Origin of the sequence: Aurantimonas sp. DM33-3, assembly GCF_014334315.1 — a bacterium.
Taxonomy (GTDB): Bacteria; Pseudomonadota; Alphaproteobacteria; order Rhizobiales; family Rhizobiaceae; genus Aurantimonas; species Aurantimonas coralicida.
In genome coordinates, this window is record NZ_JACSGS010000013.1 from 1 (window position 1) to 24,668 (window position 24,668).

Sequence of the window (24,668 nt, forward strand, 5' to 3'; positions counted from 1 at the left end):
ATGCTGTATCGCTCGACGGACCGCCTCTGTCGTCGTGGCGCATCCATGAAGAACTTGGACCATAGCGCATCCTTCCATCCCTGCGAAAAGACTGCACCATCAAAACCCGGGATCAAACACCTAGGGCAAGCTAGATCGGGGGAGTGAATGAACGGCTACCTTAGCTTTCAGAATTCAATGAGAGCCCCAAGCTAGTCGTCGGCCATCGACCACAGGCGGCGTTTCAGACGATCCACGTCGTTCAGGATTTCGAGCAGATCGGCGGCTTCTTGGGGGAGCAGGTTAATCAGGTGCACACGCTCGAACGCGGCAGGCTCATCGGTGAAGATGTCGATTATGCTGCATTGGCCGACGGCATTCTGCCTGATGGTGTAGCGGTCGTGCGGCATAAGGTTCACGTCTCTGGCGAAGGGCGGCGGTCCTTCTGCCAAGGCCAACGCCCCTCAATCTCCACTTCTAGGGAGAAGCTGAGGAACGTGCGGATTAGGACGATGCCGGCTAGTATGGCAAGACTCTCCAGGGTGGGCTCGATCGCAACCGTGTTGATGATGTCTGCCGCCACAAGGAACTCTAGTCCCAGAAGGATGGAGCGACCAAGACTGGACCGGAATTGGTGGAAAGGCTCAGAGCCATCGTCTGCCAGTCGCTGTCTCAGGAATGAAATCGTCGCGCTGATCGTCCCGATTACGATGACGAGAATGCCTGCGACTTCAATTCCGCGGGTTGTCCAATGCAAGGCTAGGCCGAGCGCTTCATCCACGAGCTTCTTCCTTCCTGGGTCACCGAACGAACGGCCGCCCTGAAAGCGCGTTCCAGTTTAATGAAGGCCGCGGCTGGTTTCCGCCTCAGCCACGTCTCAGTTCTCGAGGATTTCGTGGAAACGGCGCTGGAACTGATCGAGCTGGTTCAGGGACTGGAGCATCTCGGAGGCTTCCATCGATAGCAGCTCCGAAAGATCGAGGCTCCCAAATCTCGCTGGCGCTTCGTTGATGACATCAACGATGCTGAAACAGTTGTGATCGTCGCGTCTAAGTTTGTACCGATCGCTTATCATCATGATTACGATTCATCATCGCGATTTAATCGAACGCGTTCATTCAGCGAGACCGCCGTCTTGTCCGCTTCGGCCAACCTCCGGCGCGTCAGATTGCGACCGCAGACTTCTAACGGAAAGTTGGTGAAGGTGTCGATAACGGACCACGCACCGTCGCGGCTCCTGTGTGCCTGTAGCGATCATTCTCCGATGAGCTGGGCCAATTCTCTGCGAGCGGCAGCGCGACGCGCGTCCAGCCAATCGGCGAGGTCGGTTAGGTGCACGCCCTTGGCAGCCTTCTGGCTGTCTTCGATGCGGATAAGTGGCAGGCGGATCTCGCCCCGTCCGATCTTCCGGGCCAGCTTGTCAGGCGTCAGGTGCGAGAAGTAGTCCCGGCACACGGCATTGATCGGGATGACCGCCTGCCCGTCGTACTGAGCCATAAGCAGCATAGCGGTATTCATTTGACGTTCCTCGTGGCTGAGGCTGCAGTCGCAGCCCCGCTGGGACTCGGCTCATCCTGCAGCCGGAAAACAGCCGGGAGTGCACTACCCTCTTGGCCTGGATCAGTAATGCCGGTAACGGCGATCCCTATATCGATAATCACGATCCCATCGGTCGCGGTGGTGTCGCCTCCAGTCCCGATGACGGTAATAGTCGTGATGGCGATAGCGCGGCCGGTCATCGATCACGATCACCGGTTCGGCATAGACCGGCTCCTCGTAGATCACCCCCGAATAGGTCTCACTGTAGTAGCCGCTCCCGGCAACACATCCGGTCAGCATCAGGACGCCAAGGCCGATGGCGGCGTATTGTAGTAAGCGCTTGGTGGCTCTCATTTCCCCGCATCCTGACAGGCTTCACGCGCAACGCGCTGCGAGTTCTGACAAACTCGTCAAGGGACGAAAATGAAGTATGCGCACGCAAAAGCAAATATCGTAGCAGCAGCGTAGCAGCCATAAATGACGACGTCGTGGGCACGGTCTGTCTTCAGCTCGCGAACGGGTCGGTCACGCATCGTCATTGCTCCTCTCGGTTGCCTTGAGGAGTAAGCCCCGGACTGGGCGCAATTTCGACGGGCCAAGAAAAAGCGAAAGACTTAGTTAGCGGAGCGTTAACGCTGCGCGCAATGGCTCGCATAACCGACAGGTTATATTGTAACCATATGCATGTGCCGAGGGTATGGTTTTCGGCAGCGCCAATGCGAGCGGAGCGCGGCATTGGTTATTGATGGCTGGCAGATCAAAGCGGCTCAGGCCATTCTTGGCTGGACGGTGAGAGAGATGGCTGACGCCTGTCTTAGTCTTACAGTGCGGCCTCTAAAAGGTCACGCCATCGGTCACGGCGCTGCATCTCTTCATGCTCGAACCCGTCCATCCAGATGTCGTGCTCAGGCGTCTCTGGATCGAATGGATTCGTATCGGGTCGGCCCATCTGTCTGAAAGCGATCCGCCCTCCCGACCAGACTTTTCGTTCCATCTCGGCGGCGTGGAATCGTTCGGAGAGGGTGGTGACGTTATTCATTATGCATCCCTGCTGTCATGGCAGACTGTGCGGCAGCATCGCCGCTGTGCAGGGAGGTTTGCAAGATGAAACTGATGCGAGGCTTTGTTCGCTGGAGGGAACGAGCCAGCGAGCCCGCGATCAACGCCTAGCTGTTAAAGGACAAAACCAAAGTGGGGAAGGAAGTGGGGATGGCGTTTTAGCATCGCCCAAAACTCTATAAACACCAGAGCGTTAAGGAAGTCTAATGGCGGTGAGAGAGGGATTCGAACCCTCGATACGGTTTCCCGTATACACGCGTTCCAGGCGTGCGCCTTCAACCACTCGGCCACCTCACCAGATGTTCGAGGCTACAAACGGGCGGTCTGGCCGTCTGTGACGCCTGAAAGGCGACCGGGCCGGAGCGCACCAAATCAGTGCGTTCGCGGCCCTCTCGAACGGCGCGGACTATAGCCAGAACGCTTCGCGGTTCAAGAGCCGATTTCGCCAAACCGTGATGCGGCCTTCTGCCAGCGGCAATTGTGCCGGCGCGGCAGTGCCCCCACCTATCCTCAGTGGGCCTTTCGAATGTGCTAGTCTCGCCGTCACGGCTGCTTCGCCGCAGGCCGTCGGCATGATGGCGCGAGATGACGGGGCCGGGCCGCCGGAAGCGCGAAGCGGGCCACGGAACGACGCGAGGGAGAGACGATGCGATTGCTGCTGCGCCTGATCGGAACGCTGTTCCTCTGCGTCTGCGTGGTGTTCGCCGTCGGCGACATCGCCCGCAGCCTGGCGGCCGAAACGGCGCGGCTTCTGACCGTCGCCGAGGCGCTGGCCCTGATCGGCAGCAGCCTGCCGCCGGCGACCGACAGCGCGACGCTGGCCACTGCGACCCACGAGATCGGCCGCTGGTCCGTGGCCATCACCGCGGGCGTTGCCGGCCTCGTCTTCCTCGTCCTCGGCCGCAAGCCATGGTCCCGGCGCCGGCCTTCGCTGCGCTGACCGGACCGCCAGAAACGACAGTTAGGAGCAGACCATGTATATTCTCGACATGTTTTCCAAGAAGATGAAGCTGCCGGGCGCCGAGGATGCGCTGCCGGGCCGCGATGCGCCGATCGAGACGGCCGAGACCCATTTCGTCAATGGCGAGGCGCTGAAGGGCCCGTTCGCCGACGGGCTGGAGACGGCGATCTTCGGAATGGGCTGCTTCTGGGGCGTCGAGCGCAAGTTCTGGCAGTTGCCCGGCGTGGTGGTGACGGCCGCCGGCTATGCCGCCGGCACGACGCCGAACCCGACCTACCAGGAAGTCTGCACCGGCCAGACCGGTCACAACGAGGTGGTGCTGGTGGTCTTCGATCCGGCCCGGATCAGCTACGAGACGCTGCTCAAGACCTTCTGGGAGGGCCATGACCCGACCCAGGGCATGCGCCAGGGCAACGACATGGGCACCCAGTACCGCTCGGGGATCTACCTGACCTCGGAGGATCAGCGCGCGGCCGCCGAGGCGTCGAAGGCCGCCTATCAGGAGGCGCTGACGGCGGCCGGCCACAAGGGGACGATCACCACCGAGATCCGCCCGGCCGGCGAGTTCTACTATGCCGAGGGCTATCACCAGCAATATCTGGCGAAGAATCCGAGCGGCTATTGCGGCGTCGGCGGCACCGGCGTGTCCTGCCCGGTGGGCCTCGGGACGGAAGCAGCGCAATAGGCGCTGGCGGCAGGATAGGGCGGGGTGCGGGCGCGCTCCGGCCGCTTGGCGCACCTTGGGAGCTTGGCCGTTGCCGGAGCGGTGGTGGCAGCGCCTTGGCATGGGTCCTCGGGGCGAGCCCGAGGATGACGCTAGGGATTTAAGCGGGGTCGGCGTCTTCCACGGCGCACGGCGATTTGTTCGGGGCGGCGCGTACACCAAGTGATCTGATTCCGCGTGATTTCCGGCGGCGGCCATGCCAGTCTTCGGGACAGACGCGGGGCTGTGCCGGCGCCGCGAGCCAGACGGGTCCCAGGGCCTGTCGCCACCAGCCCATTGCAACAGGGATCGGATCACATGAAACAGTTCCTGGCCGGACTTCTGGCCGCCACGCTCCTTTCGGCTTCCTCGGCCTCGGCCGCCGATTTCGCCCCGGCGCTGCTCTACGACCTCGGCGGCAAATTCGACAAATCCTTCAACGAAGCCGCCTATAACGGCGCCGAGAAGTACAAGGCCGACAGCGGCACGGAATATCGCGAATTCGAGATCACCAACGACGCCCAGCGCGAGCAGGCGCTGCGCCGCTTCGCCCGCGACGGCGCAAACCCGATCATCTCGGTCGGCTTCAGCCAGGCCGCGGCGCTCGAAGCGGTGGCCAAGGAATATCCCGACACCCAGTTCGCCATCATCGACGCCGTCGTCGACGCGCCGAACGTCCAGTCGATCCTCTTCAAGGAAGAGGAAGGCTCCTACCTCGTCGGCATCCTGGCGGCGATGAAGTCGGAAACCGGCACGGTCGGCTTCGTCGGCGGCATGGACATTCCGCTGATCTCGAAATTCGCCTGCGGCTATGCCGGCGGCGTCAAGTCGGTGAAGGCGGATGCAAAGGTTCTGGAGAACATGACCGGCACCACCGGCGCGGCCTGGAACGACCCGGTGCGCGGCGGCGAGCTGACCAAGTCGCAGATGGACCAGGGCGCGGACGTCGTCTTCCACGCTGCCGGTGGCACCGGCATCGGCGTGCTGCAGGCGGCGGCCGATGCGGGCAAATACGGCATCGGCGTCGATTCCAACCAGAACATGCTGTTTCCCGGCCATGTCCTGACCTCGATGGTCAAGCGCGTCGACACGGCGGTCTACACGACCTTCGACGACGCCGCGAAGGGCGAGTGGAAGCCCGGTATCGTGACGCTCGGCCTCGAGAATGATGGCGTCGCCTATGCCCTCGACGAGCACAATGCCGATCTGATCACCGAGGAGATGAAGGCCGCCGTCGACCAGGCGCGGCAGGACATCATCGACGGCAAGATCGAGGTGCACGACTACAGCACCGATTCCAGCTGCCCCTACTGATCCCGCGCTTCGTCGCGGTGTGATCGAAAGGCGTCCCGTTCGCGGGGCGCCTTTTTTCGTGGCGGGGCTTCCCGAGAGCACGCTTTCGCCGTCCGGCGCGCGGTGCTATCGGCGGGCCGCGGACAACGGCGAAGGACAGGCACGATGACCCAGAAAGTGATCTTCGACACCGATCCCGGCCAGGACGACGCGGTTGCGATCCTGACGGCGCTCGCCTCGCCGGACGAACTCGACATTCTCGGCATCGTCACCGTGGCCGGCAACATTCCGCTGTCGCTGACCACGAAGAACGCGCTGAAGCTGCTGGAGCTGGCCGGCCGGCCGGAGATCCCCGTCCATGCCGGCTGCGAGCGGCCGATGCTGCGCCCGCTGGTCACCGCCGAGCATGTGCATGGCCAGACCGGTCTCGACGGGCCTGACCTGCCGGAGCCAGGCCTGACCGCGCGCGAGGGCCATGGCGTCGATTTCCTGATCGAGACGATCCGCGCCCATCCGGCCGGGACGATCCGGCTGATGGCGCTCGGGCCGCTGACCAATCTCGGCGTCGCCTTCACCAAGGCGCCGGACATCGCGGCGCGGTTGAAGGACATCGTCCTGATGGGCGGCGGCTGCTTCGAGGGCGGCAACATCACGCCAGCGGCCGAGTTCAACATCTATGTCGACCCGGAGGCAGCGGCGATCGTCTTTGCCAGCGGCGCGGCGATCACCGTCCTGCCTCTCGACGTGACCCATTTCATGCGCTCGACGCGCGCCCGGATCGCCGGCTTCGGCGACCTCGGCAACAGCTCGGGCGCCGCGGTCGCGGCGATGCTGAACTTTTCCGAGCGCTTCGACGTGGAGAAATACGGCTGGGAGGGCGCGCCGCTGCACGATCCCTGCGTGACCGCCTTCGTCTTACGCCCCGACATCTTCACGGCGCGGCCGGTCAATGTGGAGGTCGAGACCGGCAGTCTTCTGACCCGCGGCATGACCGTCTGCGACTATTGGGGCGTCACGGGCCGGCCGCAGAACGCCCATTGGGTGCGTTCGGGCGATGCCGATGCCTATTTCGCGCTGCTGACCGAGCGGATCGCCCGGCTGCCGTGACGTCTGGCCGGGCCGCCACTCAATAGTGCGGCGGCTTGGTGTTTTCCGGCCGCGGCATCGCCACGTCCTCCAGCGCTTCGAAGCGGTCGCCCAGCGAGCGCAGGCTGCGCTGCATCCGTTCGATCGCGGCGGAGGCCCGCTGCAGTTCCTCCGACAGATCCTCGATCATCTGGGCCTGGTGGGCCGCCATGATCTCCAGATCCTCGATCCGCTTCTCGTTGCCGTCGTCGGTCTCGCTCATATGGTCAGCTCCAGAAGCCTGTTGCGCAGCCGGTCGTCCAGCGGAGCCGGGCGGCGGGTGTGGCGGTCGACATAGACATGGACGAAGAACCCTTCCGCCGCCGCGGTGTCGGCCTCGCCGCGAAACAGCCCGACCTCGTAGCGCACCGATGAGGTGCCCAGCCGGCCCACCCTTATGCCGGCCGTGACCGGGTCGGGGAAGGCGAGTTCGGCAAAGTAGCGGCAGCCGGTCTCCACCACGAGCCCGATCCGGTCGCCGCGATGGATGTCCAGGAGACCGTTGGCGATCAGCCAGCCATTCACCGCGCTGTCGAACAGGGCGTAGTGCACGACATTGTTCATGTGCCCGTAGATGTCGTTGTCCGACCAGCGCGTCGTCAACGGCACGGAGGCCCGGTAGGCCTCGCGTCGTCCCGGCCCCGGCCTGTCCTGTTGTCTGTCGTCCGGCATCGCCGCTCTCGTCCGTCGTCCGCGTTCGCCGACTCATCCCGTATGCGTGCCGCCAACGCAACGCCCGATCCTGCGATGCGGTCCGGACCGCTTATGGACTGGCATTCACGGCCCCCGCTCTCTAAGCTCCGGCGAACGACGACAGGCCAGAGAATCTGCATGCCCGATCCGGCGATCGAACTGATCGACATCGACAAAAGCTTCGGCGTGGTGCGGGCCAACAAGCGCATCAATCTGGCGGTGGAACGTGGCACGATCCACGGCATCATCGGCGAGAACGGCGCCGGCAAGTCGACGCTGATGTCGATCATCTACGGCTTCTACCAGGCCGATTCCGGCACGATCAAAGTCGGCGGCAAGACCGTGGACATCTCCGATCCGAACGCCGCCATCGCGGCCGGCATCGGCATGGTCCACCAGCATTTCATGCTGGTCGAGAACTTCACCGTGGTCGAGAACGTCATGCTCGGCGCCGAGCAGTCGCCGCTGCTGTTTTCCGGCATCGCCAGGGTGCGGGCCGAATTGAAGCGGCTGGAGCGGGACCACTCGCTCGACGTCGACCCCGACGCCATCGTCGAGGAGCTTCCCGTCGGCCGCCAGCAGCGGGTCGAGATTCTCAAGGCGCTGTATCGCGGCGCCGACATCCTGATCCTCGACGAGCCCACCGGCGTCCTGACCCCGGCCGAGGCGGACCACCTCTTCGCGGTGCTGCGGCAGCTGCGCGACGAGGGCAAGACGATCATCCTGATCACTCACAAGCTGCGCGAGATCATGGCGATCACCGACAATGTCTCGGTGATGCGGCAGGGGGAGATGGTGGCGACGCGCCGCACCGCCGAGACCGACGTCGCCGAACTTGCCGAGCTGATGGTCGGACGCCGCGTGCTCCTGACCGTCGACAAGGCGCCGGCCGCGCCGCGCGACGTGAAGCTGAGCGTCACCGGCCTGACGGTGCGCGACCGGCGCGGCGTCGTCATGGTCGAGGACGTCTCCTTCGACGTGAAGGCCGGCGAGATCGTCGGCATCGCCGGCGTTGCGGGCAACGGCCAGTCGGAACTTCTGGAGGCGCTGGCCGGCATCCGCCGGGCCGAAAGCGGCCGCATCGCCATGCTGGGGCGCGACATCGACCCGTCGCAGGAGGTCGATCCGGCCGAGATCCGCCGCATGGGCTGCGCCCATGTGCCGGAGGACCGCCACCATATGGGCCTCGTCCTGCCCTTCGAGGAAAACGAGAACGCCATTCTCGGCTACCAGGGCGATCCGCGCTTCGCCAAGGGGCCGCTGCTCGACCGCGACGCCATGCGCCGCGACGCCGAGGCCAAGATCAAGGCCTATGACATCCGTCCGCCGGACTGCCGGCTGAAGACCTCGAACTTTTCCGGCGGCAACCAGCAGAAGATCGTGCTGGCCCGCGAGATGGAGCGCGATCCGGACGTGCTGTTGATCGGCCAGCCGACCCGCGGCGTCGATGTCGGCGCGATCGAGTTCATCCACCGGCGCATCATCGAGATGCGCGACGCCGGCAAGGCGATCCTGCTCGTCTCGGTCGAGCTCGACGAGATCCGTGCCCTGTCGGATCGCATCCTCGTCATGTTCGCCGGCCGCCTCGTCGGCGAGCGCAGTCCCGATGCCAACGAAGGCGAGCTCGGCCTGCTGATGGCCGGAATCGAGGGCCAGGAGGCGGCGGAATGAGCGCGGCGCGCATCTCCTTCGTCACGCTTGGCGTTGCCGATGTCGGGCGGGCCGTGGCCTTCTACGAGGCGTTGGGCTGGACGAAGGCGCCGCAGAGCGTCGAATCGACGGCCTTCATGGTCGGCGCATCGATCGTCCTCGGCCTGTGGAACCGCGACGAGATGATCGCCGATGGCGGCGAGGGCGAATTGCCGGTGGGCTCCGGATCGGTGGCGCTGGCGGTGAATTTCGCCTCCGTCGACGCGGTCTCCGAGGCCTATGATCGGGCACTCGCAGCCGGTGCCCTGCCGGTGAAGCCGCCAGCCAAGGTCTTCTGGGGCGGGTTCTCCGGCAATTTCCGCGATCCCGACGGGCATCTGTGGGAATATGCCCACAATCCGTTCTTCAAGCTGTCCGACGACGGTCATCTCGACCTTCTCGCGAGCGACGAGTGACCGCCGCATGAGCCGCCCCTACGCCAAGCTTCCGCCGCTGATCGACTACGGTCTGATCCCGCTGATCAATCTCGTCGTGGCCTTCGCCGTCGCCGGTCTCGTCGTCCTCGTCGTCGGCGAAAGCCCGGTCGAGGCTGCGACGCTGATGATCCGCGGCGCCTTCGGCTATGGCGAGGGCATCGGCTTCACCCTCTATTACGCCACCAGCTTCATCTTCACCGGCCTCGCCGTGGCGGTCGCCTTTCATGGGGGGCTGTTCAATATCGGCGGGGAGGGGCAGGCCTATATCGGCGGCCTCGGCGTCGCCGCGGTGGCGCTGACGCTGGGCGGCATCCTGCCCTGGTGGCTGAACCTGCCGCTGGCCGTCGCCCTGTCCTGCGCCTTCGGCGCGGCCTGGGCCTTCATCCCGGCGATCCTGCAGGCCAAGCGCGGCAGCCACATCGTCATCACCACGATCATGTTCAACTTCATCGCCGCCGCGGTGATGGTCTATCTCCTCGTCGGCGCGCTGAAGCCCGCCGGCACCATGTCGCCGGGCACCGGCACCTTCGAGGCGGGCGGGCAGCTGCCGAAGCTGAAGGAGTTGTTCGCGCTGTTCGGCTTCAATCTCGGCGGCGCCCCGCTCAACGTCTCGCTGTTCGTGGCGCTCGCCGCGGCCTTCTTCGTCTGGGTGCTGATCTGGCGCACGCGGCTCGGCTACGAGATCCGCACGCTGGGCTTTTCGCCGCGCGCCGCGCGCTATGCCGGCATGTCGCATACGCGGCTGATCGCCGTGACCATGATGGTCTCCGGCGGGCTCGCCGGCATGATGGCGCTGAACCCGGTGATGGGCGACCAGTACCGGCTGCTGATCGACTTCCCCGGCGGCGCTGGCTTCGTCGGCATCGCCGTCGCGCTGATGGGGCGCGGCCACCCGGCCGGCATCATCCCTGCCGCGATCCTGTTCGGCGTTCTCTACCAGGGCGGGGCGGAACTCGCCTTCGACATGCCGGCGATCTCGCGCGACATGATCGTCATCATCCAGGGCCTCGTGATCCTGTTTGCCGGAGCGATGGAGAACATGTTCCGGCCCGGCGTCGGCGCGGCCTATCAATGGGTGCGGTTCCGCACCGCGGAGCCGGCGGGCGCCGATGTCGAGGAGTCCCGCTGATGGATGCCGGCGCCTGGATCAACGTCATCGATTCGACCATCCGGCTGTCGACGCCGCTACTCTTCGCGGCGCTGGCGGGCCTCTATTCCGAACGCTCCGGCATTTTCGACATCTCGCTGGAAGGCAAGATGCTGATCGCCGCCTTCGCCTCGGCCTCGGCCGCGGCGGTCTGGGGCTCGGCGCTGCTCGGGCTCTTGGTCGGCGTTCTCGCCGCGACCGGCTTCTCGCTGATCCACGGCCTTGCCTCGATCACCTATCGCGGCAACCAGATCGTCTCGGGCGTCGCCATCAACTTCATCGCCGCCGGCCTGACCATCATCCTCGGCCAGGCCTGGTTCGCCCAGGGCGGGCGCACGCCGAGCCTGTCCGGCGACAGCCGCTTCGGCGCCATCGAGCTGCCGGGGGCGGCCGCCATCGCCGACGTGCCGGTGATCGGCCCGATCTATGCGGACATCCTCTCCGGCCACGCGATCCTCGTCTATGTCGCCTTCCTGATGGTGCCGCTGACCTGGTGGGTGATGTTCCGCACCCGGTTCGGCCTGCGCCTGCGGGCCGTCGGCGAGAACCCGGCGGCGGTCGACACGGCCGGCATCTCGGTGACGTGGCTGCGCTACCGCGCCGTGATCATCTGCGGCATCCTCACCGGCTTTGCGGGAACGTATCTCGCGGTCGCCCAGGCGGCGGGCTTCACCCGCGACATGACCGCCGGCAAGGGCTACATCGCCTTGGCCGCGCTGATCTTCGCCAACTGGAAGCCGCTGCCGGTGATGCTGGCCTGCCTGCTCTTCGGCTTCCTCGACGCCATCTCGATCCGCGTCCAGGGCGTCGAGATTCCGCTGATCGGCGAGATCTCGGTGCAGTTCGTGCAGGCGCTGCCCTACATCCTGACCGTGATCCTGCTGGCCGGCTTCGTCGGCAAGGCCACCCCGCCCAAGGCTGGCGGCGTTCCCTATGTGAAAGAAAGATAGAAATGGCGGACGATCTCTTCGCGCTGGCGAAGTCCGCGATGCGGCGCGCCCACGCGCCCTATTCGAAATTCCCGGTTGGCGCAGCCCTGCGCACCACGGACGGACGCATCTTTTCCGGCTGCAATGTCGAGATCGTCAGCTTTCCCGAAGGCTGGTGCGCCGAGACGACGGCGATCGGCCATCTGGTGATGGATGGCGGCGGGCGGATCGCCGAGGTGGCCGTGGTCGCCGAGAAGCTGCCGCTGTGCACGCCCTGCGGCGGCTGCCGGCAGCGCATCGCCGAATTCGCCGACGCGGGAACGAAGGTGCATCTGTGCGACGCCGAGGGCGGCGTTCGCGAGACCGTCACCATGGACGAACTCCTGCCCCGCGCCTTCGACACCGAGAGCCTCGCATGAGCGCGGCCGCCGACTATCTCCGCTACCGGCTCGGCGACCGCCGCCCGGTGGCTGCGATGGTGCTGGGCTCGGGACTGGGGCTGCTGGTCGATGCGATCGCGGATGCGGTCCGCATTCCCTTCGCCGAGATCCCCGGCTTTCCGGTGAGCGCGGTGACGGGCCATGCCGGCGAGATCGTCGTCGGGCGGCTCGGCGGGCGCGACATTCTCGTCCTGTCCGGCCGCGTCCATTATTACGAGACCGGCGATGCGGCGGTGATGCGCCCGGTGATCGCGGCGATGGCCGACCTCGGAATCGAACGGCTGCTCCTGACCAATTCGGCCGGCTCCGTGCGCGAGGACATGCCGCCCGGCTCGGTGATGATGATCGAGGATCACATCAATTATTCCGGGCTAAACCCGCTGATCGGCGAAGCCTCCGACGCCCGTTTCGTCGGCATGACGGCGGCCTATGATGGCGAGCTTCGCGAGCGTCTGGCCGCCGCGGCCGAGACCGCCGGCGAGACGCTGTTCGGCGGCGTCTACATGTGGTTCTCCGGCCCGTCCTTCGAGACGCCCGCCGAGATCCGCATGGCGCGCACGCTGGGCGCCGACGCCGTCGGCATGTCGACGGTGCCCGAAACCATCCTGGCGCGGTTCTTCGGCCTGAGGGTCGTCGCCGCCTCGGTGATCACCAATTACGGGGCCGGCATGACCGGCGCCGAACTCTCCCATGCGGAGACCAAGGACATGGCGCCGAAGGGTGGCGCACGGCTGGCGCGGATTCTCGGCGCCATGCTGGAAAACGGAGGCTTCGATGACTGATGCCGACATGCAGGCCCGCGCACGGCAACTGATCGCCTGCCTCGACCTGACCAATCTCAACGACGACTGCACCGAGGCCGATGTCGCGGCGCTCTGCGACCGGGCGGCGACGCCGGAAGGGCCCGTCGCGGCGATCTGCATCTGGCCGCAATTCGTCGCCTTCGCGCGCGAAAAGCTGGCGCCGGCCATCCGCATCGCGACGGTGGTGAATTTCCCGGCCGGCGGCGATGATCTGGACGCGACCCTCGCCGAGACCCGCGTGGCGGTCGCCGATGGCGCCGAGGAGATCGACCTGGTGATCGCCTATCGGAAGATTCCGGGCGATCCGGATTTCGTCGAGAACCAGGTGCGCCAGGTGAAGGCGGCCTGCCGCACGGCGCGGCTGAAGACGATCCTGGAGACCGGCGAGATCGGCGACCCGGACGCGATCCGCATGGCCTGCCAGGCGGCGCTCGATGGCGGGGCCGACTTCCTGAAGACCTCGACCGGCAAGGTCGCGGAGAACGCCACGCCCGTTTCCGCCCGGCTGCTGCTCGGCGCGATCGCCGATTCCGGCCGCGACGTCGGTTTCAAGCCGGCCGGCGGCATCAAGACCTTCGAGGACGCGAACGGCTATCTCGAACTCGCCGAGGCGATCTGCGGCCCCGGCTGGGCAACGCCGGAGCGCTTCCGTCTGGGCGCGTCCAGCGTCCTCGCCGATCTTCTCACCGTGGCCGGCCGCAAGCCGCGGGCCGGCGGCGCGGCGGGCTACTGATGGCGGTCCTGCCGCAGGAGTTCATCCGCGCCAAGCGCGACGGTGAGACCCTCGATCCGGACGCCATCAAGGCCTTCATCGCCGGCTTCGACGACGGCAGCGTCACCGAGGGGCAGGTCGCGGCCTTCGCCATGGCCGTTTTCTTCCGGGGCATGGCGCGGAACGAGACCGTCGCGCTGACCGAGGCGATGCGCGACAGCGGCGATGTCCTCGACTGGTCCGGCCTCGACCGCCCAATCGTCGACAAGCATTCGACCGGCGGCATCGGCGACAATGTCTCGCTGATGCTGGCGCCGATCGTTGCCGCCTGCGGCGCCGCCGTGCCGATGATCTCGGGCCGCGGTCTCGGCCATACCGGCGGCACGCTGGACAAGATGGAATCGATCCCCGGCTATTCCGTGACGCCCGACAATGCGACGTTCCGGCGGACCGTGCGCGAGGTCGGCTGCGCGATCATCGGCCAGACCGGCCAACTCGCCCCGGCCGACAAGCGCTTCTACGGCGTGCGGGACGTGACGGCGACAGTGGAATCGATCCCGCTGATCACCGCCTCGATCCTGTCGAAGAAGCTCGCGGGCGGGCTCGAAGGCCTGGTGCTCGACGTCAAATGCGGCTCCGGCGCCTTCATGGCCAGCGAGGCGGACTCCCGCGCGCTGGCGACGAGCCTCGTCGACGTGGCCAACGGGGCGGGGCTGAAGACCACGGCGCTGATGACCCGCATGGACCAGGCGCTGGCATCGGCCGCCGGCAACGCGGTGGAAGTGCGCAACGCCGTCCACTTCCTGACCGGCGAGCACCGCGACGCGGCTCTGGAGGAGGTGACGCTGGCGCTGGCGGCGGAGATGCTGGTGCTGGCCGGGCTTGCGCCGGATCTCGTCGCTGGAGAGGCCAAGGCCCGCACCGCCCTCGACGACGGGCGCGCAGCGGAGATCTTCGGCCGGATGGTGGCCGCGCTCGGCGGACCTGTCGATTTCGTCGCGCGGATGGATGCCTATCTTCCCAAGGCCCCCGTTGTCCGACCGATTGCGGCGACCGGGCCGGGAACCGTCACGGCCGTCGATGCGCGGCAGCTCGGCCTTTGTGTCGTCGGCCTCGGCGGTGGACGCACGCGGCCGCAGGATGCAGTCGACCATTCGGTCGGCCTGACGGAGCTCGCAGCCATCGGCACGGTGCTTGGCGACGGCGATCCGATTGCGATGGTCCATGCGCGGGACGAGGCAGCGGCCGAGGCGGCAGCGGCGGCGGTCCGGGCAGCCTACAGCTTCGGCGATGCAGAGCCGGACGGCTCACGCCCGGCGGTCATCGACCGCATCGGCTGAGCGCCTCGGGCCGGGGTCTTATTGCTTCAGCGTCAGCTGATCGCTCGCGATCTCGAATTTCGACAGGCGACCGAGAAAGCTCATGCCGAGGAGGGCGACGGGCAGGGTGCCGTCGCGGGTGACGAGCGTGTCGACGTCGCGCAGCTCGATCGGGCCGAGCTGCATCCGCGCGACCGTGACGAGGGCGGCCGTGGTCTCGCCATTCGCCGTCTGCACCGTGTAGCGATATTCGTCGAGCTGCGGGGCGACGCCGAGGCGGCGGGCGGTGGTGTCGTTGATGGAAACGTAGGTTGCGCCGGTATCCACGAGGACCGGCACGGAGCGGCCGTTCATCCGGGTATCGGTCCGGAAATGGCCGCTGGCATCGGCGGAGAGCCGTGCGACACGGCCGGACAGGCTCGCGGGACGTTCCACCGCCGCATCGATGACCTCGGGGGCGCGTTCGACGGTCTCCACCTGGCCGGACAGCATGCCGGCGCGGTAGTGCTCGAAGGCCGAGGGCACGGCCAGCGCGACCAGCGAGGTCACGGCAAGGACAATGACGAAGTTCTGCATCCGGCGGTCCGACCCGTTGCGACTTAGGTCGGACAGTGTGGGCGCAGCGGGGTTAACCGGAGGCGAAAAGCCGGCGATGCCGGGCGGCCATCGCCCGGCGCGGTTACCGATCGGTTAAGACCGGCCTGCCATGGCGGCTATTTGGTACCGTACATCCGGTCGCCGGCGTCGCCGAGGCCGGGCACGATGTAACCCTTGTCGTTGAGATGCCGGTCGATCGAAGCGGTGAAGACCGGGACATCCGGATGGGCCGTGCGGAACCGCTCGATGCCTTCCGGGGCCGCCAGCAGGCAGAGGAAGCGGATGTTCTTCGCGCCGCGCTCCTTCAGCTTCTCGATCGCCGCAATGGCCGAATTGGCCGTTGCCAGCATCGGGTCGACGACGATGACGAGGCGGTTTTCCAGATCCTCGGGCGCCTTGAAGTAATATTCGACCGGCTGCAGCGTCTCGTGGTCGCGGTAGAGCCCGATATGGGCGACGCGCGCGGCCGGCACGAGGTCGAGCATGCCCTCCAGAAGGCCGTTGCCGGCCCGCAGGATCGAGGCGAAGACCAGCTTCTTGCCTTCCAGCACGGGCGAATCCATCGCCTCCATCGGCGTCTCGATCCGGATCGTCGTCAGGTCGAGATTGCGCGTGACCTCGTAGCAGAGGAGCGTGGAGATCTCGCGCAAAAGCCGGCGGAAGCTCGCCGTCGAGGTCTCCTTGTTGCGCATGATGGTGAGCTTGTGCTGGACCAGCGGGTGGTCGATCACGGTGACGCCGTCCATGGGGCCTCGCTTTCTGGCTGATTTGGCTTCTGCTTAACCGGACGATGACGGCGCGCCAAGGGCGATCGCCGAGACAACGAGCTGCTGGAGGAGACGCTGCCGGGTCGCCTCGTCGACGAAGGCGGCCTCGATGGCGTTGCGGGTGAAGCCGAGACGGTCGCCCGGACCGAAGCCGGCAGAGGCGGCAAAGGCGTATTCGGCCGCAAGATCGGTGGCGAAAAAGGGCGGATCGTCGGAGTTCAGCGTCACCCGGCAGCCGGCCCCCACCAGCCGGCGCAGCGGATGCGACGCCGCGTCCCGATAGACGCCGAGCGCGAGGTTGGAGTGGGGGCAGATTTCAAGGACGATGCCCTTGTCGGCCAGCATCCGCACCACGTCCGGCACCTCGACCGCGCGCACGCCATGGCCGATGCGGCTCGTTTGTAGAATCTCGACCGTCTCACGAACGTTCTCCGCGCCATCGAATTCGCCGGCATGGGCGGTCAGGCCGAGCCCGGCATCGCGGGCGATGTCGAAGGCGTAGGCGAAGTCCCGGGGCGTGCCGATCCGCTCGTCGCCGGCAAGGCCGAAGCCGGTCAGGAGCGGTTCGCGCACCGCATGGGTCGCGGCAAAGCGTGCGGCGGCCTCGACACGGTCGGCGCCGAGATGACGGACGCCGATAGCGATCATCCGCGCCTCGATGCCGGTCGCGGTCTTGGCGCGGCGGATACCTTCGGCGAGACCACCCAGATAGGCATCGCCCGGCACGCCGGCTGATGCCGCGTGGTCGGGCGAGATGAAGAATTCGGCATAGACCGCGCCGGCGCGGGCAAGGCCGGTGAGATGGTCCTCGGCGAGGCGGCAATAGTCGGCGGCGTCGCGGAACACCAGCGAGGCGCGATCATAGGCTGCGAGGAAGCTGGTGAAGTCGTGCCAGACATAGGCGCCGTCGCGAACGATGCCGCCGATATCGATGCCGTGGCGTTCGGCCAGTTCCAGCACCAGTGCCGGGCGGGCTGCGCCCTCGATATGGCAGTGAAGTTCGGCCATGGGGACGGCGCCGCCGGACCTTGCGCGGGCGAGGGCCGGGGCGGCGTCGGCCTTCACAGGAAGCTCGTTCCGTGCCGGCCTTCCGGCAGGCCGAGATGCGCGGCGACGCTCTCGCCGATATCGGCGAAGGTCTCGCGGTGACCGATGGCGCGGGAGGCGATGCCCGGCCCGAAGCCGAGCACGGGCACGTTCTCGCGGGTGTGGTCGGTGCCGCGGAAGGTCGGGTCGCAGCCGTGATCGGCGGTGATGATGGCGAGGTCGCCCGGCCGCAGCCGCGCTTCGAGCTCGGGCAGGCGGGCGTCGAAGGCTTCCAGCGCCGCGGCATAGCCGGCGACATCGCGCCGGTGGCCGTAGAGCATGTCGAAATCGACGAAATTGGCGAAGACGATGTCGCCGTCGCTCGCGTCGACCACCGCGCCCAGCATGGCGTCGAACAGCGCCATGTTGCCGTCGCCCTTGCGCACCTCGGAGATGCCCTGATGGGCGAAGATGTCGCCGATCTTGCCGATCGCGATGACCCGGCGGCCGGCGGCGACGGCGCGGTCGAGGATGGTGGGCTCGGGCGGCGGCACCGAATAGTCGCGGCGGTTGGCGGTCCGCCGGAAGGTCGCCGCGGTCTCGCCGGTGAAGGGCCGCGCGATGACCCTGCCGATATTCAAGGGATCGACGTGCCGCCGCGCGACCGCGCAGAGCGCGTAGAGCCGCTCCAGGCCGAAATGGGTCTCGTGGGCGGCGATCTGCAGGACGCTGTCGGAGGAGGTGTAGAAGATCGGCTTGCCGGACGCGATGCTCTCCTCGCCGAGTTCGGCGATGATCGTGGTGCCCGAGGCATGGCAGTCGCCGAGAATGCCGGGAATGTCGGCGTCGTCGCCGATCTGCGCGATCAGGGAGGCGGGGAAGGTCGGCACCGTATGGGGGAAATAGCCCCAGTCGAAGGTCACCGGCACGCCGGCGATCTCCCAATGTCCGGACGGGGTGTCCTTGCCGTGGGAGACTTCGCCGGCCGAGCCCCAGAGGCCGGCGGGCGATCCGTCGCCGTCGAGACCTGCGGCATGGAAGAGGCCGAGACGACGCATGTTGGGCAGGGAGAGCGGGCCCTGTCTGAGGCCGGCGCGGTCGGCCTCGCCGGCTTCGGCGCGTTCGAGGATATGGCCGAAGGTGTCGGCTCCCGCGTCGCCGAAGGCTTCGGCATCCCTTGCATGGCCGATCCCGAAGGAATCGAGAACGATCAGAACAGCGCGCGCCAACATTCTCTCCTTGCCGCGACCGGAGTCCCGGCCTGTCGGGCGCCGGCGGCCAGCCAGGGCCGGCGCGGCGTGTGGTCAGCCAGATAGGCGGACCGGGAGGGTTTCACAGGGGAGGTGGGATACCGCGGCGCGAGGGGCGGACGGGCATTACTGCTTGGCGGCATCCATCGCCATGCCCTGGCGCTGGGCATATTGCTGCGCGGCCTCGCCGAAGCTGTCGACATTGTCGCCGATGGTCACGGTCGGCTCGCATTTGGGGGCGCAGGCATAGGTCACGCGGCTGGCCTGGCGGTAGACCCGCACCGTGTTGTCCTCGAAGCTCTGCACCGCCACCTGCTGGTCCATGACGATGTCGCCATTGGCGTCGAGGATGACGAGATTGGTGATGCCGTAGCTGCGACCGGTGAGGACGAGGCGGTTCGAGGACAGCACCTCCACGTCGACGATCGCCGGATTGCCGACGATCACCGTGGCGGCCGGGTTGTCGATCTGGACGATCCGGGCGTGATCCACCTCGACCGGCAGGACGTCGCGGCTGTCGAAGGCGGCGGCATTCCCAGATGCGGCGAGAACGGCGATCGCAGCCAGTGCGGCGCGCAGTGTGCTGGTCATGTGGCTCATCCCGTTCTGCTGCTGGAGTCCTCACTCTAGGTAGAACGGTCTTGGTAAACGCCGGATTAAGCCCGGTCGTGAAGCAAAGGTGAAAATTCGACGCAAGAGGCGAAGGGAAAATAAACCACGCCGCTTAAGACGATCGCAACCGGCCACCCTTAGACATGGCTCAATCCGATCGACAAGGCAGTCGACGGGGATACTGCTTCAAACGGGTATCTGGATATCAAGGAGTTCCCAATGTCCAAGCTTTTCGCTCGCTTCGCCAAGGATGAGTCCGGCGCGACCGCCATCGAATACGGCCTGATCGCCGCCATCATGGCTGTCGCCCTGATCGCCGCTTTCCCGTTCGTGACCGGCGGCCTGACCACCTCCTTCACCAACATCGGCACGATGCTCGGCTCCACGCCTTCCACGATCAACTAATTGCGACGCATCGCGTGGAGATGCCGCGTGATTTCAAGATCATCAGGACCGGGACGGAGCAGATGCTTCGCCCGGTCCTGGATACTGGAGTAGGCGTGTGACGGCTCTTGCGCTCCTCGTCATCTTCCCCTTCGCCATGCTCTATGCGGCCGCGTCGGATCTGGTGACGATGACCATCGCCAACCGCGTCTCCATCCTCCTCGCCCTGGCCTTTCCCGTCGTCGCCTATGCGGCCGGCATGGCGCCCGGTGCGATCGGTGCCCATCTCGGCATCGGCCTTGTCTGCCTGACCGTCTGCTTCGGCATGTTCGCCGCGGGATGGATGGGCGGCGGCGACGCCAAGCTCCTGGCCGCCACCGCGGTGTGGTTCGGGCCCACCCCCATGCTCCTCGAATACATCCTCTTCGCCAGCATCTATGGCGGGCTCCTGACGATCGGGCTCCTGACCATCCGGGCCTTTCTGCAGCCCGTGACCGGCGTCGCCTTCATCGATCGCCTGCTTGAGCGCGAGACCGGCATTCCCTATGGAATCGCCCTCGGCCTGGCCGGCCTGACCGTCTATTCCGGCAGTGTCTGGATCGACATCGCGGCCCGCAGCGCCCCGTTCTGAGGCCTGCCGATCGGGCAGGAGAGGTTTCGTTAACCATACATTGAGGGTTTGTCGGCGATAACCGTCGTGAACAGCCGCATGGTCGCGGCCTCGTTTGCGAGGAGTAGCCCGATGAATCTAGCCCGCATGGCAGTTGTGGCGGTCGCATTGGTCGCAGCCATGGGTGCGGCATTCGTCGCCTTGAACCTGCAGCCCGAAAAGGCCGAGCCGGTGATCATCACCGCGGCGCCGGCCGAGCCGCCGATCAAGCTGGCCGAAGTGCTTGTCACGTCCCGCGACCTGTCGATGGGCGAGGCGGTGGACGAGGCGCTCGACTGGCAGAGCTGGCCCGAGGACGGCATCGGACCGACGCTGATCCGCAAATCCGACCGGCCCGACGCCATCGAGACGCTCAAGGGCTCGCTGGCCCGCCAGTCTTTCTTCGCCGGCGAACCGGTGCGCGAATCCAAGCTGATCCGCTCGGACCAGGGCTTCATGTCCGCCGTGCTGCCGGCCGGCAAGCGGGCGGTCGCCGTCCAGATCGCGGCCGAAACCTCGGCCGGCGGCTTCGTCCTGCCGAACGACCATGTCGACGTCATCATGACCCGCCGGGTGTCCAGCTCGGAGAACCGTGGCGACCAGGTCCTGACCGAGACCGTCCTGCGCAATCTGCGGGTCCTGGCCATCGACCAGACCATCCAGGAGAAGGACGGCGAGAAGGTCGTGGTCGGCTCGACCGCGACGCTGGAAGTCGATCCCGACCAGGCCGAAGCCCTCACCGCTGCCCAGCAGATCGCCGACCGTCTGGTGCTCTCGCTGCGCTCGCTCGCCGATTCCGTGCCCGGTTCGCCCGGCTATGCGGCCTTCCTGCTCGCCCAGGAGAACGCCCGGAACGGCAAGATCCGGGTCGTGCGCTACGGCCAGTCCTCCGAAATCACCACCAAGGAATGACGGGCAACCCGATGAACGATTGGAGAGGATCCGAAATGCTACGCGCCCGGCTTCGCAAACTGGTGGTCGTCATGGCCGCGGCGTCCACGGCACTCGCGCCGCTGGCAACGACCCTGCCGGCCCAGGCCGAGCAGACCGTCGTCAACGTCCGCCAGGGCTCCCAGTCCATCAATCTCGGTCTGAACAAGACCAAGGTCATCGTGCTCGAGGCCGACGCCCACGACATCCTCGTCGCGAACCCCGCGGTGGCCGACGCGGTCACGCGTGACGCCCGGCGCATCTATATCTTCGGCAAGCAGATCGGCCAGACCAACATCGTCGTCTTCGACCGGCAGAATCGCCAGATCGCGTCCATCGACCTGAAGATCGAGCGCGACATCAACGGGCTCGAGGCGACGATCCGCAAATATGTCCCGTCCTCGGTGGTCCAGGTCGAGATGCTGAACGACAACGTCGTCCTGAACGGCACCGTGCAGACGCCCCAGGACGCGGCCAAGGTCGAGCGTTTGGCGCGGCTGTTCGTGACCGGCGGAGAGGGCACGACGGGCCAGTACATCCAGCAGGCGACCGCTTCGGGCGGCGCCGGCGGCGGTGATGGCGATGTCGGCTTTGCCCAGGAAGACCGGCGCCAGAGCCAGATCGTCAATCTCCTGCAGATCCAGGGCGAGGACCAGGTGACGCTGAAGGTCACCGTCGCCGAGGTCCAGCGCTCGGTGGTCAAGCAGCTCGGCATCGATTCCATCGCCAGCGGCTCGATCGACGGCGTCGCCTATTCGGCCGCCACCGACAATCTGTTCGGTCTCGGCAATCCGCTGTCCAATACCTTCGGCCGCATCACCAACAGTTCGGGCGGCGACACCGTGCAGTCGCAGCTGCGGGCGCTGAACCAGGCGGGCGTCATGCGGACCCTCGCCGAGCCCAGCCTGACGGCGATCAGCGGCGAGAAGGCGAGCTTCAAGGTCGGCGGTGAATTCTCCATCCCGGACGGCCGCACCATCACGCCTGAAAAGCGCACCAACATCCGCGACGATGCGGGCCGCATCGTCGACACCGAGGTCGAGGGCGAGGTCGTCACGCTGGACAGCCGGCTGGTCGAGTACGGCATCGGCCTGGACTTCACGCCGGTCGTCCTGTCGCCCGGCCGGATCAGCCTGAAGGTGCGCACCAGCGTTTCCGAGCCAACCTTCGAATCGCCGTTCAATCTTGGCCGTGGCTCGACCGCGTCGGGTTCTGCCGTCATCGGCATCCGCAAGCGTCTGGCCGATACGACGGTCGAATTGCCATCGGGCGGCTCGCTGGTCATCGCGGGTCTCGTGCGCGACGAATCCCGCCAGGTCATGTCGGGCTTCCCCGGCCTGTCGAAGATCCCGGTGCTGGGCACGCTGTTCCGCTCGCGCGACTTCCAGCGCTACGAGACCGAGCTGGTGATCATCGTCACGCCCTATCTGGTGCGCCCGGTTCCGCGCCAGGCGCTGGCCCGCCCGGACGACGGCTTCGCCCTGTCCAGCGACGGTGCCGCCAACTTCCTCGGCCGCGTCAATCGCGTCTACGGCCACATGGAAACCAAGCTGCCACCCGGCCGGTATCACGGCGTCGTCGGCTTCATCTACAAATGACCGGTTCTGGGAGATCGCAGGTGCAAGACCGTTCGCAGATCATCGGCCGCCGCCGTCCCCGGACGTCCATGGCCGCCCTGTTGCCGCTGGCCGCGATGCTGATCGCCGGCGGTTGCGCCAACGTCCACAATGTCGAGGTCGGCTCGATCCCCGACGACTACCGTACCCGGCATCCGATCGTCGTGTCGGAGGACCAGGAAGCCATCGACATTCCGATCGTGATGTCCGACGCCCGCCTGTCCTACGCCAATCGCGGCCGCGTCGAGCATTTCGGCGACCGGTTCCGGGCTTCGGGCGCCGATTCCATCCAGGTGATGCTGCCGACCGGCTCGGCCAACCAGTATGCCGCCGAGCGGGTCTCGCACGAGATCGTCGAGGCGCTGCGTGGCCGCTACATCTCGCGCGACCGGATATTCGTGCAGCCCTATTCGGCGGTGGGCGCCGAAGGGCCGACGCCGATCCGGCTGACCTATGCGACGCTGGTCGCCAAGACCGGTCCGTGCGGGCGCTGGCCCGACGACTTGACGGACACGTCCGAGAACAAGAACTACTTCAATTTCGGCTGCGCCAGTCAGCAGAACCTTGCCGCCCAGATTGCCGATCCGCGTGATCTGCTGTCGCCGCGCGGCGTCGATTCCATCGATGCCGGCCGACGCACCACGGTGCTCGACAATTACCGGCGCGGCGAGCCGACGACGACGGCGGCCGGTTCCAGCGAAATCGAATACTGATGGGAGCCGCGGAAACCATGTCTACCGCTTCGCGCGCTGCGCCGGACACCAGCTTCGACGATCCGGCCGGTCTGGAGAACGTCCGGCCGATCCCCCGCATCTCCATCCAGGCCTTCTGCGAAAGCGAGGCCGTGGCCCGGCCGATCGAGAATGCCGGGGCGGACCGGCGCATGGCCAAGACCCACATGCGGGTCAATCTCGGCGGCATCCGCGCCGCGGTGGAGCATTTCTCCGGCGCGCCGACACCCAACCTCGTCATCCTGGAATCCAAGCTGCCGCCGCTCGAGCTGATCGGCGAGCTGGAATCCCTGTCGGAGGTCTGCGACCCGGGCTCCAAGGTGATCATCATCGGTCACTACAACGACGTGGCGCTCTACCGCGACCTGATGCATCGCGGCGTCTCGGAATATCTTGTCGCGCCGGTCTCGATCGCCGATATCATGACGATCATCGGCTCGCTGTTCACCGCGCCCGATTCCGAGCCGCTCGGCCGCTCGATCGCCTTTGTCGGCGCCAAGGGCGGCGTCGGCTCCTCGACGATCGCCCACAATCTGGCCTGGTCGATATCCAAGCTGTTCTCCAGCGACGTGGTGATCGCCGATCTCGATCTGCCCTTCGGCACCGCCAACATCAATTTCGACCAGGATCCGGCCCAGGGCATCGCCGAGGCGGTGTTCTCGGCCGAGCGCATGGACGACACCATGCTCGACCGGTTGCTGTCGAAATGCGCCGAGCATCTGTCGCTGCTGGCCGCGCCGTCGCTGCTCGACCGCACCTACGACTTCTCGACCGAGGCCTTCTCGGCGCTGATCGAGACCGCCCAGCGCGGCGCGCCGGTGGTGGCGCTCGACATTCCGCATGTGTGGAATGACTGGACGCGCAGCGTTCTCGCCTCGGCCGACCAGATCGTCATCACCGCGACGCCGGATCTGGCCAATCTGCGCAACGCCAAGAACCTCGTCGACATGCTGGCCAAGCTGCGGCCCAACGATCCGGTGCCGCATCTGATCCTCAACCAGCTGGCGATCCCGCGGCGTCCGGAAATCTCGCCCGAGGAATTCGCCGATCCGCTCGGCCTCGAGCCGATCGCCCAGATCAATTTCGACCCGCAGGCCTTCGGCAATGCGGCCAATAACGGGCAGATGCTCGCCGAACTCGACGGCAAGCATCCGGCCGTGGAGGCCTTCGAGCACGTCGCCCACGTCCTGACCGGACGCGGCACGGCCAAGAAGCCGAAGAAGCAGGGCCTTCTCCAGCGGCTGCGCCACAGCGGCAAAGCAACCAGGGAGTAGCGGC

Annotated in this window: 31 protein-coding genes and 1 tRNA gene; 18 read left to right on the top strand and 14 right to left on the bottom strand. The window is 66.4% G+C overall.

Annotated elements, in window-relative coordinates; genetic code table 11:
* Positions 1-191 precede the first annotated feature (191 nt).
* The 7 genes from H9Q09_RS16250 to H9Q09_RS16275 form a co-directional block, all read right to left on the bottom strand.
* The gene (locus H9Q09_RS16250; RefSeq protein WP_187391896.1) at positions 192-389 is read right to left on the bottom strand and encodes a hypothetical protein; all 198 of its coding nucleotides are present in this window, start codon (positions 387-389) and stop codon (positions 192-194) included.
* Positions 390-394: 5 nt separating this feature from the next.
* Complete coding sequence (locus H9Q09_RS16255; RefSeq protein WP_187391897.1) at positions 395-760, bottom strand: DUF1622 domain-containing protein; 366 nt, start codon at positions 758-760, stop codon at positions 395-397.
* 96 nt (positions 761-856) lie between these two features.
* Positions 857-1,057: a hypothetical protein gene (locus H9Q09_RS22365; protein WP_210315396.1), complete on the bottom strand. Its 201-nt coding sequence runs from the start codon at positions 1,055-1,057 to the stop codon at positions 857-859.
* A 176-nt stretch (positions 1,058-1,233) separates the two neighbouring features.
* On the bottom strand, positions 1,234-1,497 hold the full coding sequence (locus H9Q09_RS16260; RefSeq protein ID WP_187391898.1) for a pyocin activator PrtN family protein: 264 nt from the start codon (positions 1,495-1,497) through the stop codon (positions 1,234-1,236).
* 102 nt (positions 1,498-1,599) lie between these two features.
* The gene (locus H9Q09_RS16265) at positions 1,600-1,872 is read right to left on the bottom strand and encodes a hypothetical protein (protein WP_187391899.1); all 273 of its coding nucleotides are present in this window, start codon (positions 1,870-1,872) and stop codon (positions 1,600-1,602) included.
* 466 nt (positions 1,873-2,338) lie between these two features.
* A complete protein-coding gene (locus H9Q09_RS16270; RefSeq protein WP_187391900.1) occupies positions 2,339-2,557 on the bottom strand; it encodes a hypothetical protein in 219 nt (72 codons plus the stop codon).
* A gap of 227 nt (positions 2,558-2,784) precedes the next feature.
* Positions 2,785-2,874, bottom strand: a tRNA-Ser gene (locus tag H9Q09_RS16275).
* A gap of 349 nt (positions 2,875-3,223) precedes the next feature.
* On the opposite strand from H9Q09_RS16275, the gene H9Q09_RS16280 reads away from it, so the two are divergent.
* The 4 genes from H9Q09_RS16280 (at position 3,224) to H9Q09_RS16295 (ending at position 6,641) form a co-directional block, all read left to right on the top strand.
* Positions 3,224-3,517 (top strand): hypothetical protein, encoded by a 294-nt coding sequence (locus H9Q09_RS16280; RefSeq protein WP_187391901.1) that lies wholly within the window; start codon positions 3,224-3,226, stop codon positions 3,515-3,517.
* 34 nt (positions 3,518-3,551) lie between these two features.
* Positions 3,552-4,223, top strand: a complete 672-nt coding sequence (gene msrA, locus H9Q09_RS16285) for a peptide-methionine (S)-S-oxide reductase MsrA (protein ID WP_210315397.1) — start codon at positions 3,552-3,554, stop codon at positions 4,221-4,223.
* Between the two features lie 336 nt (positions 4,224-4,559).
* Positions 4,560-5,555: a BMP family ABC transporter substrate-binding protein gene (locus tag H9Q09_RS16290; RefSeq protein ID WP_024351581.1), complete on the top strand. Its 996-nt coding sequence runs from the start codon at positions 4,560-4,562 to the stop codon at positions 5,553-5,555.
* Positions 5,556-5,699: 144 nt separating this feature from the next.
* Positions 5,700-6,641, top strand: a complete 942-nt coding sequence (locus H9Q09_RS16295; RefSeq protein WP_187391902.1) for a nucleoside hydrolase — start codon at positions 5,700-5,702, stop codon at positions 6,639-6,641.
* A 19-nt stretch (positions 6,642-6,660) separates the two neighbouring features.
* On the opposite strand, the gene H9Q09_RS16300 is transcribed toward H9Q09_RS16295, so the two are convergent.
* Positions 6,661-6,882 (bottom strand): SlyX family protein, encoded by a 222-nt coding sequence (locus H9Q09_RS16300; protein WP_024351583.1) that lies wholly within the window; start codon positions 6,880-6,882, stop codon positions 6,661-6,663.
* Entirely contained in the window at positions 6,879-7,331 is a 453-nt protein-coding gene (locus H9Q09_RS16305) for a thioesterase family protein (RefSeq protein WP_187391903.1), read from the bottom strand. Before H9Q09_RS16305 ends, H9Q09_RS16300 begins: the two co-directional genes overlap by 4 nt.
* 159 nt (positions 7,332-7,490) lie before the next feature.
* Between H9Q09_RS16305 and H9Q09_RS16310 the strand changes: the two genes are divergently transcribed.
* The 8 genes from H9Q09_RS16310 to deoA are packed head-to-tail and all read left to right on the top strand — an operon-like array spanning position 7,491 to position 14,849.
* Positions 7,491-9,023 carry an ABC transporter ATP-binding protein gene (locus tag H9Q09_RS16310; RefSeq protein WP_187391904.1) on the top strand — a complete coding sequence of 511 codons (1,533 nt, stop codon included), beginning with the start codon at positions 7,491-7,493 and terminating at the stop codon, positions 9,021-9,023.
* Positions 9,020-9,457: a VOC family protein gene (locus H9Q09_RS16315; protein WP_187391905.1), complete on the top strand. Its 438-nt coding sequence runs from the start codon at positions 9,020-9,022 to the stop codon at positions 9,455-9,457. The genes H9Q09_RS16310 and H9Q09_RS16315 overlap by 4 nt, the downstream gene beginning before the upstream one ends.
* Before the next feature lie 7 nt (positions 9,458-9,464).
* Positions 9,465-10,607, top strand: coding sequence for an ABC transporter permease (locus H9Q09_RS16320; protein WP_187391906.1), 1,143 nt, complete (start codon positions 9,465-9,467; stop codon positions 10,605-10,607).
* Positions 10,607-11,575, top strand: coding sequence for an ABC transporter permease (locus tag H9Q09_RS16325; RefSeq protein ID WP_024351587.1), 969 nt, complete (start codon positions 10,607-10,609; stop codon positions 11,573-11,575). Before H9Q09_RS16320 ends, H9Q09_RS16325 begins: the two co-directional genes overlap by 1 nt.
* A 2-nt stretch (positions 11,576-11,577) precedes the next feature.
* Positions 11,578-11,973, top strand: coding sequence for a cytidine deaminase (locus H9Q09_RS16330; protein WP_187391907.1), 396 nt, complete (start codon positions 11,578-11,580; stop codon positions 11,971-11,973).
* Positions 11,970-12,776: a purine-nucleoside phosphorylase gene (locus H9Q09_RS16335; protein WP_187391908.1), complete on the top strand. Its 807-nt coding sequence runs from the start codon at positions 11,970-11,972 to the stop codon at positions 12,774-12,776. The genes H9Q09_RS16330 and H9Q09_RS16335 overlap by 4 nt, the downstream gene beginning before the upstream one ends.
* A complete protein-coding gene (gene deoC / locus H9Q09_RS16340; RefSeq protein WP_187391909.1) occupies positions 12,769-13,530 on the top strand; it encodes a deoxyribose-phosphate aldolase in 762 nt (253 codons plus the stop codon). Before H9Q09_RS16335 ends, deoC begins: the two co-directional genes overlap by 8 nt.
* The gene (gene deoA, locus H9Q09_RS16345; RefSeq protein WP_187391910.1) at positions 13,530-14,849 is read left to right on the top strand and encodes a thymidine phosphorylase; all 1,320 of its coding nucleotides are present in this window, start codon (positions 13,530-13,532) and stop codon (positions 14,847-14,849) included. Before deoC ends, deoA begins: the two co-directional genes overlap by 1 nt.
* 18 nt (positions 14,850-14,867) lie before the next feature.
* Here the strand turns inward: deoA and H9Q09_RS16350 are convergent, their stop codons facing one another.
* The 5 genes from H9Q09_RS16350 to H9Q09_RS16370 all read right to left on the bottom strand — a co-directional run bounded on the left by H9Q09_RS16350 (position 14,868) and on the right by H9Q09_RS16370 (position 19,059).
* Positions 14,868-15,404 (bottom strand): TIGR02281 family clan AA aspartic protease, encoded by a 537-nt coding sequence (locus H9Q09_RS16350; RefSeq protein WP_187391911.1) that lies wholly within the window; start codon positions 15,402-15,404, stop codon positions 14,868-14,870.
* 137 nt (positions 15,405-15,541) lie between these two features.
* Entirely contained in the window at positions 15,542-16,171 is a 630-nt protein-coding gene (gene upp, locus H9Q09_RS16355) for a uracil phosphoribosyltransferase (protein WP_009208086.1), read from the bottom strand.
* A gap of 33 nt (positions 16,172-16,204) precedes the next feature.
* Complete coding sequence (gene add / locus H9Q09_RS16360; RefSeq protein ID WP_187391912.1) at positions 16,205-17,200, bottom strand: adenosine deaminase; 996 nt, start codon at positions 17,198-17,200, stop codon at positions 16,205-16,207.
* 53 nt (positions 17,201-17,253) lie between these two features.
* Entirely contained in the window at positions 17,254-18,447 is a 1,194-nt protein-coding gene (locus H9Q09_RS16365; protein ID WP_187391994.1) for a phosphopentomutase, read from the bottom strand.
* A gap of 147 nt (positions 18,448-18,594) precedes the next feature.
* Positions 18,595-19,059 carry a pilus assembly protein N-terminal domain-containing protein gene (locus tag H9Q09_RS16370; protein WP_246716186.1) on the bottom strand — a complete coding sequence of 155 codons (465 nt, stop codon included), beginning with the start codon at positions 19,057-19,059 and terminating at the stop codon, positions 18,595-18,597.
* A gap of 240 nt (positions 19,060-19,299) precedes the next feature.
* Here H9Q09_RS16370 and H9Q09_RS16375 point away from each other — a divergent pair, with 240 nt between their 5' ends.
* From H9Q09_RS16375 to H9Q09_RS16400, 6 genes are all read left to right on the top strand, one after another.
* A complete protein-coding gene (locus H9Q09_RS16375; RefSeq protein ID WP_024351596.1) occupies positions 19,300-19,485 on the top strand; it encodes a Flp family type IVb pilin in 186 nt (61 codons plus the stop codon).
* Between the two features lie 97 nt (positions 19,486-19,582).
* Positions 19,583-20,095 (top strand): prepilin peptidase, encoded by a 513-nt coding sequence (locus H9Q09_RS16380; protein WP_024351597.1) that lies wholly within the window; start codon positions 19,583-19,585, stop codon positions 20,093-20,095.
* Positions 20,096-20,206: 111 nt separating this feature from the next.
* Positions 20,207-21,025 carry a Flp pilus assembly protein CpaB gene (gene cpaB, locus H9Q09_RS16385; protein WP_024351598.1) on the top strand — a complete coding sequence of 273 codons (819 nt, stop codon included), beginning with the start codon at positions 20,207-20,209 and terminating at the stop codon, positions 21,023-21,025.
* Between the two features lie 35 nt (positions 21,026-21,060).
* On the top strand, positions 21,061-22,641 hold the full coding sequence (locus H9Q09_RS16390; RefSeq protein WP_244495461.1) for a type II and III secretion system protein family protein: 1,581 nt from the start codon (positions 21,061-21,063) through the stop codon (positions 22,639-22,641).
* Between the two features lie 68 nt (positions 22,642-22,709).
* Positions 22,710-23,372 (top strand): CpaD family pilus assembly lipoprotein, encoded by a 663-nt coding sequence (locus H9Q09_RS16395; protein ID WP_246716187.1) that lies wholly within the window; start codon positions 22,710-22,712, stop codon positions 23,370-23,372.
* A 17-nt stretch (positions 23,373-23,389) separates the two neighbouring features.
* The gene (locus tag H9Q09_RS16400) at positions 23,390-24,664 is read left to right on the top strand and encodes a CpaE family protein (protein ID WP_228239950.1); all 1,275 of its coding nucleotides are present in this window, start codon (positions 23,390-23,392) and stop codon (positions 24,662-24,664) included.
* Positions 24,665-24,668 lie beyond the last annotated feature (4 nt).